Raw genomic sequence first — 9,946 nt, 5'->3', positions numbered from 1 at the left:
GCGAAGGGGCCCGGTTCCTGACGGAACCGGGCCCCTTCGCGTACGTACACGTCACACGCGGCGCAGCACCGCGAACTGGCCCGCCCGCGTCGCCACCTCGTACCGCGCCTCCGGGTGCAGCGACGCCGCCAGTTGGACGGGGTCCGTCACCGGCTGCGACCAGCCCGAGTCGAGGTCGAGGGCGAGATAGTCGGGGCTGACGCCCTTCGCCCCGCCCACCCAGTAGACGGTGCGGTCCGCGGTGAGGTGGGCCATCAGCGTCACATTGGTCTCCACGCTCGCCCCCTCCGGCACCGCGTCGACCGCTCGCCTCGCGTCCAGCGTCCGGGTGTCCGTGGCGTACGTCTCCGAGCGGAGCAGCTCCCGCAGCGGGAGGTCCAGGGCGATCACGATCGAGACGGCCGTGACGATGGGGACGGCGACCTTCCCGTACGCGACGAGCCAGCCGTGCGACGAGGTCCGGACGGTGCGGACGGCGTCGACGAGCGCGAGGAAGACGACCGGCATCAGGATGGCGTTGTAGTGCCAGATCATCCCCCAGTGGTTCGGGTCCTGGGAGAGGAAGCGCCAGCCGAGCGTCGGCAGCACGAGCAGCATCAGCGGAGAGCGCAGGGCGAGGAATCCGGTGATGCCGACGAGGAAGAAGAGCATCTCCCACTTCACGTCGGAGCCGAGCGACGAGAGCAGGGCGTGTGCGAAGGAGACGTCGGCCCCCTCGCTCGACTTCTCGATCTTGGCCCAGTAGTCGTACTGGCCGACCCGGCTCGCCGCGGGGATCAGGACCAGGACCGTCAGGGCGAAGAAGGCGGTGCCGAAGGCGGCCACGGCCGCACCGAGGCGCTTCTGCCCCCGTACGAAGAGGACGGCGCCGACCATGGCGACGGTGAGCCCCATGTCCTCCTTGACGAGGACGAGGGGGACGGACCAGGCGACGGCGGCGGTCCAGCGCCCCAGGAGCAGAGCCCGGCAGGTCAGCGCGAGCAGCGGGACGGCGAAGGCGATCTCGTGGAAGTCGGACTTGACCGCTTCCTGGAGGCCCCACGACAGGCCGTAGGCCACGGTGAGGCCGAGGCCGGCCGCGCGGCTGCCGAGCACCTGCTGGGCGGTGCGGCCGACGACGACGGCGGAGGCGGCGAAGAGCGCGGCCTGCGCGAAGAGGAGGGCGAGCGGGGAGGACCAGATCCAGTACAGGGGCGCGAGAAGTGCGGTGACCGGACTGAAGTGGTCCCCGAGTATGAGGAAGCCGGGGCCCTTGATGTCGACGACGGGCGCCCGGAACTCGGCGTAGGCCCTGACGGACTGGTTGAAGATCCCCAGGTCCCAGGAGGGCGTACGGAACTGCTCGTACTGCACCCAGGAGTAGAGGAAGTACAGCGCGCAGAGCACGCCCGCCACGAGGACGTACGGCCGCAGAGGCACCACGGAGGGAGCGTCCTCGGGCGGCCCGGCGCCGGTCTCCGGGGCGGAGGTCTCCGCCGCCGCCCCGTTCTGTACATCCAACACCGCGCCCCCACCTAGCAGCCGCCGACAAAAGAGCAACCCATTAGACCAGAGAGGACGCGACCGGCGGAATCACCGGTCAAACCCGCACGGATGGGGAAACCCGGAAAGAGGATCAAGGGAGTGTGATGCGGGTCACATTGACTGGAGTTGGAATTCGCCACTCCACTCCCACGCACCCCCCGCCTGTCCGCGATTCCCACTGGCTGCACGCGAAGAGGTTGTACGCACGCACGCATTCATCACGAGCGGAATCGTTCCATCACGCTGCGATATTTCGGCCACGTTTCATTGACGCTGGCCCGAACTCGTCCCGCGGAGCAAAAAGTTCCGTCCGAGGCGCTCAATCGCTGTGCTAGCTTCCTCGACCGGCAAGACCCGTTTTTCCCACTCACTGGCACGTGAAAGGAAGAGCACATGGTCAAGCGCAGAGTCATGGCCGCCGTTCTCGGCACCGCCGCCGCGGCCGGTATGACGATGGTCGCCTCGGCTCCCGCCCAGGCTGTCGACCGGAACTGCTACGACGGCAACTTCTGTGTCTATCAGGCGAGCAGCTTCAGCCAGTCGTACCCCATGTACCGCTTCAACATCGCGGACTCCAACTGGGGCTCCGGCCAGCCGGAGATCTACGACAAGGACAGCTCCTGGCGGAACCGGTGGAGCGTGACGGTGAAGGTGTACGCCCTCAGCGACTACCGCACGGTGAACACCTGCTTCAACCCGGGCTACGAGCTCCACCAGGGCGGCGCCACGCAGAACGACAACGGCCGTTCGCACAAGTACGACGGCACCAGCTGGTGCTGACGCTCCACTGAGGGCCGTCCGGCCGTCCGAGGCCCGGCACTCCGGTGAGAAGCCGGATGCCTCCCCCTCATCGCAGGAGGGGGAGTCCGGCCCCAGCCTATCCCCGAGAGGACCCAGATGCTCCCCCGTCACCGGATCGGCGCCTGCCTGGTCGCCGCCGCCCTGACCGCCGTCGTCGGCTGCAGCTCCGGCACCGACAGCGGCCGCGACGAGGCCGGCGACACCTCCGGCGGCCCGGCCGCCGCACCCGACTCGGCGAGCGCCGCCAAGGCCACGTCCGCTTTCGATTCGGCCAAGGAACTCGCCCGCCAGGTCGGCGCGATGGAGCTTCGGATCACCAAGAAGTGCATGGTCGCGCAGGGGTTCACCGTCCATCCGCCGGACCCGGTCGCCGCGCCGGACGCGGACGGGGACAAGGCCCCCGAGGGGCGCGTCTCGCCCACCGCGGAGGAGGCGGCCCGGAGCGGCTACGGCGCCGCGCCGGACGCCGGCGGCGAGCAGCCCGAGAACTCCACGCAGGAGCAGCCCGGCCCCTGGCGGGACCTGCCCGACTCGGAGAAGCAGCGGTACACCCTGGCCAAGAACGGGGCCCCCGACCAGGTCGTCAGTTACGAGACCGGAGAAGGCAAGTTCGCCTCTCCGAGCGGCGGTTGCATCGGGGAGACCCGCAAGAAGCTCTACGGCGACATGCCGAAGTATCTCCGCCTCATGTGGCTGACCGACAACGGAATGCGTCATGAGGCCGGCCGCCGGGCCGAACAGTCGGACACATTCCTGAAAGCCGTCGGAATCTGGTCCTCCTGCATGGAGAAAGCGGGATACGGCGGACTGAAATCGCCGGCGGACGCGGTGAAGAAGGCCAAGGACTACTACGGCGGCAAAGACGCCGGAAAGAATCTTGACGCGGCGGCGGTGGAATCCGGCCGAAAGAATGAGATCGCCCAGGCGAAGGCCGACGCGAGCTGCGCCGACACCTCGAAGTACGACACGGTGTGGCGCTCCGCGAATCAGAAGGCCCTGAGCGCGCTTTACGTCAAGAACGAGGCCGACCTCGTCGCCTATCAGGAAATCCTGACCGAGGCGCAGAAGAAGGCCCAGAAGATGCTGGAGTCCTGAGGTGGGGATCAGCGGTGGCGGTCCCACCCCGGACGACGGGTCCGTCGGGGAGGAAGGGACCTCCGGCCCGAGGCGCCGCTGGGGCCGGGCCGCGGCCGCGGCCGGAGTCGTCGTCGCGCTGGCGGCGAGCGGCAGCGCCTGGCTCGCCGCCTCGCAGGCCCGTACGCCCGAGCAGCGCGCCGCCTCGGCCGCCGCCCCGCCGCGCTCCAGCGTCACCGTGCCCGCGGAGGCGGGCCCCCTGGTCGACCGAAGGACCTGGGACGGCACTCTGACGCGCAGCAGCAACCTGGTCGTGCGCGGCCCCGAGTCCGGCGAGGGCGCCGCCCGGCAGGTCGTGACCCGGCTCGCCCTGAAACCCGGCGGGAAGCTGGCCAACGGGTCGCTCGGGGCGGAGATCTCCGGCCGCCCGCTGTTCCTCCTCGAAGGGGCGTTCCCGGCCTACCGTGATCTGAGCGAGGGAATGCAGGGCCCGGACGTACGCCAACTCCAGCAGGCGTTGGGGCGGTTGTACGGGACTCCCGTCACCGGCACGTTCGACGACCGTACGGCCCGGGACCTGAAGCGGCTCTACCGAAGCGCGGGGTACCGGCCGCTGCTCGGGGCCGAGGACGGATCCCCCGCCGGCGCGGGCGGCACGGACGGCAAGACGGGCGGGAGCGGGACCGACGGCAGGACCGGTGGGAGTCACGCTGGTGCGACCGCCGGCGCACAGGCGTCCACCGGCTCCTCCGCCGACGGCACCGGGACACCGCCGCCCGCCACCAGGACCGTCGTCACCCTCCCCATGGCCGAGGTCGTGTTCATGGGCTCGCTCCCGGCGACCGTCGGCGAGGTCTCCGGCCGGGTCGGCGCCAACGCCTCCGAGCCCCTCTTCACCGTGACCGGTGGCCGCTGGCAGATCAAGGTCCCGGTGTCGGACACGGCGCTGCCCGACTTCACGTCCCTGCCCCAGGGCACGCGCGCGAAGGTCACCGGCGACCGGCTCGGCGGGGCCACGCTCCAGGGCTCGTACGAGAGGGTGTCGACCGGAAGCCCGCGGCACGCGTTCTTCGACGTCACAGGCAAGGTGCCGGACACGGCGCTCGGCAGCCCGGTCAAGGTCGAGGCGGTCCGCCGCAGCAGCTCGTCCGAAGCCCTGATCGTCCCCGTCTCCGCGCTCTGGACCGACCCGGCCGGGCTCGTCTCCGTCACCGTCGTCCAGGGCGACCGGCGTCGGCACGTACCGGTGGACGTGGGCCTGACGGTCGGCGGCCGGGCGGCGGTGACCGGAGCCGACCCCGCGCTCGCCAAGGGCGCGCAGCTCCTCGTCGGGTACGCGTACCGGGAGGCCGGCCTTGGCTGACGGAGCCGTACCCGGGCAGCGGGTGGTGATCTCGATGCACGGGGTCTCCAAGACCTACCCGGCCGCCGCGCCGGTGACCGCCCTCAGGGACGCCACGCTGGAGATCCGCACCGGCGAGATGGTCGCCATCACCGGCCCCTCCGGCTCCGGCAAGTCCACCCTCCTCAACATCCTGGGACTCCTCGACACCGCCACGGGCGGCACGTACGCCATGGACGGTGTAGACGTCCGCACGCTCGGCGAGCGGGAGCGGACCCGGCTGCGGGCGACCCGGCTCGGGTTCGTCTTCCAGTCGTTCCATCTGGTGCCGTACCTGACCTGCCTGCGCAATGTGCAGCTGCCGCTGGTGCACACGCGCCACCCGCGCGCCGACCGGCGGGAGCGCGCCGAGCGGGCGCTTCGGTCGGTCGGGCTCGGCCACCGGATCTCGGCGCGCCCCACGACGCTCTCCGGCGGCGAACGGCAGCGGGTCGCCCTGGCCAGGGCCGTGGTGCACCAACCGTCGGTGCTGCTCTGCGACGAGCCGACCGGGAATCTGGACTCGGCCAATACCGACCAGGTGATGACCTTGCTGCGGGGACTCGTCACCCCCGAGCGCACGGTGGTCGTCGTGACGCACGAGCGGGATGTGGCGGAGCGGGCCGACCGCGAACTCAGGGTCGTGGACGGACATGTGGTCTGAGCGGCCCGGAAAGCGGGACGGCCGGCGGGAGCGGCCCGGAAAGCGGGGACGGGAGCGGGCCGGGACGGCGTTCGCGGACATCGTCGTCCAGGCGGTCCATGCCGTCCTCGGGCGCCGGCTGCGCTCCGTCCTGACCGTCCTCGGCATCGCGCTCGGCATCGCCGCCGCGCTGGCGACCACCGGCATCACGGCGAGCGCCGCGGACGCGGTGTCCGGCCGCTTCGACGCCCTGAGGGCGACCGCCGTGACCGTCCGCTTCCACAACGAGGCCGCGCGGCCCACGACCGCGGCGGCGGTACGGGCGCGGAAGCTGAACGGCGTGCGGTCGGCCGGGCTGCTCTGCACCGCCGACGAGCGTCCGACGATCTCGGCGCTCGACCCCGGCTACGACTGGGCGACGCCGCAGGAACTGCGCGTCCTGGCCGCCGACGAGGGCGCCCTCGCGGCCCTCGGGGTGACCGCCCGCTCCGGGCGGCTGCCGGACGCGGGGCACATGGCGCGCGGCGACGCGGTGGCGCTCGTGGACACGGTGGCCGCCAAGGCGCTCGGCCTGGACGCGCTGCTCGAACAGACGCCGGAGGCGGCGCCCTCGGTCCATCTCGCCGGCCGGCCCTTCACGGTGATCGGCACCTTCCGGGCCCCGGCCGGGGAGGCCCGGCTGACCGGCAGCGTGATCGTCCCGTACGCCTCCTGCGCGACGGACGGCGGAGTCCTGAACCGCCCCCGGCAGGCCGCCGGGAGCGACCACTTGGTCTTCGGTGCCACCGAGGCGGTCCTGCGGACCGAACTGGGCGCCGCCCAGCAGGTCGGCGTCGAGGCCCCACTGGCGCTCCACCCGGAGGGACCCGACCGGCTCGCGGCCATCGTCCCCGCGGATCTCGGGACCTTCCGCGGCGGAGTGGAGAGCGAGACCCGGGCCCTGTTCCTCGGCCTGGCCGGGGTGTCCCTGCTGATCGGCGCGCTCGGCGTCAGCAACACCACGTACGTCTCCGTGGTCGAGCGACGCTCCGAGATCGGACTGCGCCGGGCGGTCGGCGCGGGCCGGGCGGCGGTGTCCGCCCAGTTCCTCGTGGAGTGCGGGCTCCTGGGCCTGGTGGGCGGAGTGCTGGGGACGGCCGTCGGAGTGGACGTGACGGCCGGTACGGCGCTGGCGAAGGGCTGGCTGGTGGTCCTCGACCCCCGGCTCACCGCCGCCGGACCGCTGCTCGGCCTCGCGGTGGGCATGGTGGCGGGGGTGTACCCGGCACTGGCGGCATCCCGTATCGCGCCCGCGGAGACGCTGCGCGGCTGAACGAGACGTCCACGGAGGCACGTTCTGCGTTCGTTTATCGCCGGTTCCTACCCTGGCCGCGCAGAACCTCGGGGAAAGGAAGCGCCATGTACAGCATCATCGTGGTGCCCGCACACACCACGTCCCCGGCAGGCCAGGTCAGGCTGGCCCCCGGGGAGAGGCTCCACTTCGGCCGCACCCCCTGCGCGGCCGACAGGCGCCGCCACCTGGACATCCCGCACCCCGGGGTGTCCCGTACGGCGGGCGAGATCGGCGCGACCGGCAGCTACTGGACGCTCAGCAACTTCAGCTCCGGCTCGACCTATGTCGTCGAGAACCCCGAGGGCGCGGGCGAGCACATCAAGGTCGCGCCGGGGCGGGTGGACGCGCCCGTACCGTTCGAGTTCTCCCGGATCGTGCTGCCCGCGGGCGGGGATCTGCTCGACTTCGGCGTGTGGGCACCGCGCCACGACTACGTGGAGCGCGCGCCCGTCGGCGAGGACGGCGAGCCGACCGCGCTCGCCTTTCCCCTCGACCGCTCGAAACGGTACTTCCTGGTGCTCGCCGCGCTCTGCGAGTTACGCCTGCGGGACGCACCCCATGCGCCGCTGCCGACGGTCGACCAGATCGCGGACCGGCTGCGTCCGGTGTGGCCCGCCGTGAACCGTGCCGCCGTGCAGTGGAACATCGACTACCTGGCGGTGAAGCTGCGGCTCAAGCCGGGACCGGAGACGGCCGACGCGGGCCCGCGGCTCAACGGCAAGAAGGAGTCCCTCGTCTCGCTCGCCCTCCGCTTCGACCTCGTGCGCGAGGACGACCTCGCGGCCCTGACGACGCCCACGACGCACCCGCCCGCCACGCGGCTCACGACCCCGGTGCCCGCCCGGTGAGCGGCTCGCCGCTGACCGTGCCGAAGGGCTATCGGGTCGGTGTCTGGACGGTCGAACGACCGCTCGGATCAGGAGCGTTCGCCGGCGTGTACGCGGCCCGCCGCGCCGCGGCCGGTCCCGCCGAACTGCCCGCCCGCGCGGCGCTCAAGTTCCTGCCGACCGGCACCCGGACCCCGCGCCAGCTGCGTCATCTGCGCGAGCTGGCCGAGCGTGAGGTGGAGCTGTTGCGACGGCTGCGCTCACCGCGGCTGATCCGGCTGTACGAGACGCTGACGGTCGACGACCCGGCGCACCCGGAACTGGACGGCGCCACCGTTCTCGTACTGGAAGAGGCCGAACGCCCGCTGCAGTCACTGCTGTCGGGCGCCACGCCGCCCGCGGCGGGCCCCGCGCTGCTCGTCCAGGTCTGCGAGGGGCTGCGGCAGCTCCACTCCGCGGGCTGGGTGCACGGCGACCTCAAGCCGGGCAACGTGCTGCTGATGAAGGACGGGAGCGTACGGCTCGGCGACTTCTCCACCGCGAGTGAGCTGGAGGGCACCCACGCCTACGCGCCCGGATTCGCCACGCCCGACTACACGTCGCCCGAGTTGCTCTGGTCGGAGGTGGGCGAGCGCGGTGTGCGGATCCGCCCGACGTCCGACATCTGGGCCTTCGGCGTCCTCGCGCATCTCGTCCTCACCGGCTCCTCCCCGCTCCCCGGCGGCACGCCGAACGCCCGCCGGGACGCGGCCGTGCGCTACGCCCGAGGCGAGGAGGAGCTGCGCCTCTCCCCCGAACTCCCCGAGTCGTGGCGGGAGATCGTCACCGACTGTCTCAGCCGTACGCACGCGGAACGGGCCGCCCATGACGCGGCCTCGCTGCTCCGTCGGGTGGAGGCCGCGGCGGCGGGCCGGATGCCACGTCGGCGCCGTCGGGGCGGACGGCTCGTGCCGCTGCTCGCGGCGGGGGTGGCCGCGGTCACCGCGGCGGCCCTCGGTCTGCACACCCTGCTGGACCGGCCGGGCGGAGAGAAGGAGGCCGTGGGCTTCGAGCGGTGCGCCTCGGGCTACGTCTGCTTCTTCTCGGAGGCGGACGGCAAGGGCGAGATGTGCGACTGGGAGAACGACGACCCCGAGTGGTTCGACGGCGACGCGAGCTGCGGCTGGGCGCGGAAGTCGAGTCCTCGATCGGTGTTCAACAACGGCGCGGACGACCCGAAGGGCTTCGACCACGTCGCCTACTTCGCCGAGTCCGGTCTGAAGGACCGACTGGGCTGTGTGCTCCAGGGCGAGCGGCGGGAACTGCCCGTCGACTCCACACCGATCGCCTCGCACATCTGGGCCACGACCTGCTGAGCGCGCGGCGACCCTCGGACATCCGAGTACGCGCCCGGCGCTCCCTCCCGCGACGGTGGAACCACGACACACGAAGGGGGATCACACTCGTGTCCTGCTCGAAGCCCCGCGCCGCGCTGGTGGCGCTCCTGACCGGGTTCGCCCTGCTGCTGGGCGTCGGCGCCCTCACCACGACGGCTCGGGCCGCCGCCCCGCCCGCCGGCAAGCCGAACTTCCAACTGCCGTTCGCCTGCGGCACGAAGTGGCAGCTCAACACCTGGGGCCACAACCCCGCGCTCGACATCGTGACCGACGGAAACACCGGCTCCGACGGCAGAGCGGTCTACGCCTCCGCCGCCGGTACGGTCTCGGCGACGTACCGGGACGACGGCTCCGGCAACACGATCCAGATCAACCACGGCAACGGCTGGTTCACGGCCTACTACCACCTCCAGGAGGCCCCGGACACCTTCGTGCGGGTGGGCGACAAGGTCACCGGCGCCCGCCAGATCGGACGGGTCGGCAAGTCCGGCGCGGCGGGCGGTTGGGCCCATCTCCACTACGAGCAGCGCTACCTGGCGTCGGGCACCTTCACGGACGAGCGCCACCGCAAGCCGGTCCACTTCGACGGTGTCGAGTACAGCGGAGAGAACCGTCAGTGGACGGGCGTCGGCAGCAAGAACTGCGCCACCCCGCAGCAGCCGTGGTCCTGCCCGTCCGGCCACGTCTGCTTCTACTCGGGCCCCGACGGCACGGGCACGGTCTGCACGACGGAGGTCGACACCCCGTCGAGCGCGTGCGGGCTGCGCAGGTCGTACTTCAACAACGGGACCGAGCAGCCCGGTTACGACCATGTGTACGTGGGCTTCAAGGAGGGCGGCACCCGCTGTCTCCACCGCGGCTGGGCCGAGGGCCACGGCAACTTCCCCGCGGGCGGACTGACGATCGCCTCCGTCAGGTGGGGAGGCGAGTGCCCGTAGCGGCACACAGTGGCTCGGGCGGGCTGCGTCACCGGACGGTGGCGCAGCC

Annotated in this window: 9 protein-coding genes; 8 read left to right on the top strand and 1 reads right to left on the bottom strand. The window is 72.0% G+C overall.

Going from position 1 to position 9,946, the window contains the following annotated elements:
- Positions 1–51 precede the first annotated feature (51 nt).
- Complete coding sequence (locus tag ACFQ7Q_RS36520; protein WP_383563063.1) at positions 52–1,503, bottom strand: DUF2079 domain-containing protein; 1,452 nt, start codon at positions 1,501–1,503, stop codon at positions 52–54.
- 414 nt (positions 1,504–1,917) lie between these two features.
- On the opposite strand from ACFQ7Q_RS36520, the gene ACFQ7Q_RS36515 reads away from it, so the two are divergent.
- From ACFQ7Q_RS36515 to ACFQ7Q_RS36480, 8 genes are all read left to right on the top strand, one after another.
- Entirely contained in the window at positions 1,918–2,304 is a 387-nt protein-coding gene (locus tag ACFQ7Q_RS36515; protein ID WP_383563060.1) for a peptidase inhibitor family I36 protein, read from the top strand.
- A gap of 117 nt (positions 2,305–2,421) precedes the next feature.
- A complete protein-coding gene (locus tag ACFQ7Q_RS36510) occupies positions 2,422–3,420 on the top strand; it encodes a hypothetical protein (protein ID WP_383563057.1) in 999 nt (332 codons plus the stop codon).
- 1 nt (position 3,421) lies between these two features.
- Positions 3,422–4,762: a hypothetical protein gene (locus ACFQ7Q_RS36505; RefSeq protein WP_383563054.1), complete on the top strand. Its 1,341-nt coding sequence runs from the start codon at positions 3,422–3,424 to the stop codon at positions 4,760–4,762.
- Entirely contained in the window at positions 4,755–5,444 is a 690-nt protein-coding gene (locus tag ACFQ7Q_RS36500) for an ABC transporter ATP-binding protein (protein ID WP_383563051.1), read from the top strand. Before ACFQ7Q_RS36505 ends, ACFQ7Q_RS36500 begins: the two co-directional genes overlap by 8 nt.
- Positions 5,434–6,735, top strand: coding sequence for an ABC transporter permease (locus ACFQ7Q_RS36495; protein WP_383563048.1), 1,302 nt, complete (start codon positions 5,434–5,436; stop codon positions 6,733–6,735). Before ACFQ7Q_RS36500 ends, ACFQ7Q_RS36495 begins: the two co-directional genes overlap by 11 nt.
- Positions 6,736–6,821: 86 nt before the next feature.
- Complete coding sequence (locus ACFQ7Q_RS36490; RefSeq protein ID WP_383563045.1) at positions 6,822–7,604, top strand: FHA domain-containing protein; 783 nt, start codon at positions 6,822–6,824, stop codon at positions 7,602–7,604.
- A complete protein-coding gene (locus ACFQ7Q_RS36485) occupies positions 7,601–8,938 on the top strand; it encodes a protein kinase (protein ID WP_383563042.1) in 1,338 nt (445 codons plus the stop codon). The genes ACFQ7Q_RS36490 and ACFQ7Q_RS36485 overlap by 4 nt, the downstream gene beginning before the upstream one ends.
- Positions 8,939–9,027: 89 nt before the next feature.
- Positions 9,028–9,897 (top strand): peptidoglycan DD-metalloendopeptidase family protein, encoded by an 870-nt coding sequence (locus ACFQ7Q_RS36480; protein ID WP_383563039.1) that lies wholly within the window; start codon positions 9,028–9,030, stop codon positions 9,895–9,897.
- Positions 9,898–9,946 lie beyond the last annotated feature (49 nt).

The sequence above is a fragment of the Streptomyces sp. NPDC056527 genome (genome assembly GCF_042794475.1).
In the GTDB taxonomy this organism is placed as follows: Bacteria; Actinomycetota; Actinomycetes; order Streptomycetales; family Streptomycetaceae; genus Streptomyces.
This window is presented reverse-complemented; position numbering and strand designations above follow the sequence as displayed.

Bases quoted from the DNA above. Each gene is read 5' to 3' on its own strand.
- ACFQ7Q_RS36490 (WP_383563045.1), top strand. From the start codon at position 6,822: ATGTACAGCATCATCGTGGTGCCCGCACACACCACGTCCCCGGCAGGC.
- ACFQ7Q_RS36510 (WP_383563057.1), top strand. From the start codon at position 2,422: ATGCTCCCCCGTCACCGGATCGGCGCCTGCCTGGTCGCCGCCGCCCTG.
- ACFQ7Q_RS36495 (WP_383563048.1), top strand. From the start codon at position 5,434: ATGTGGTCTGAGCGGCCCGGAAAGCGGGACGGCCGGCGGGAGCGGCCC.
- ACFQ7Q_RS36515 (WP_383563060.1), top strand. From the start codon at position 1,918: ATGGTCAAGCGCAGAGTCATGGCCGCCGTTCTCGGCACCGCCGCCGCG.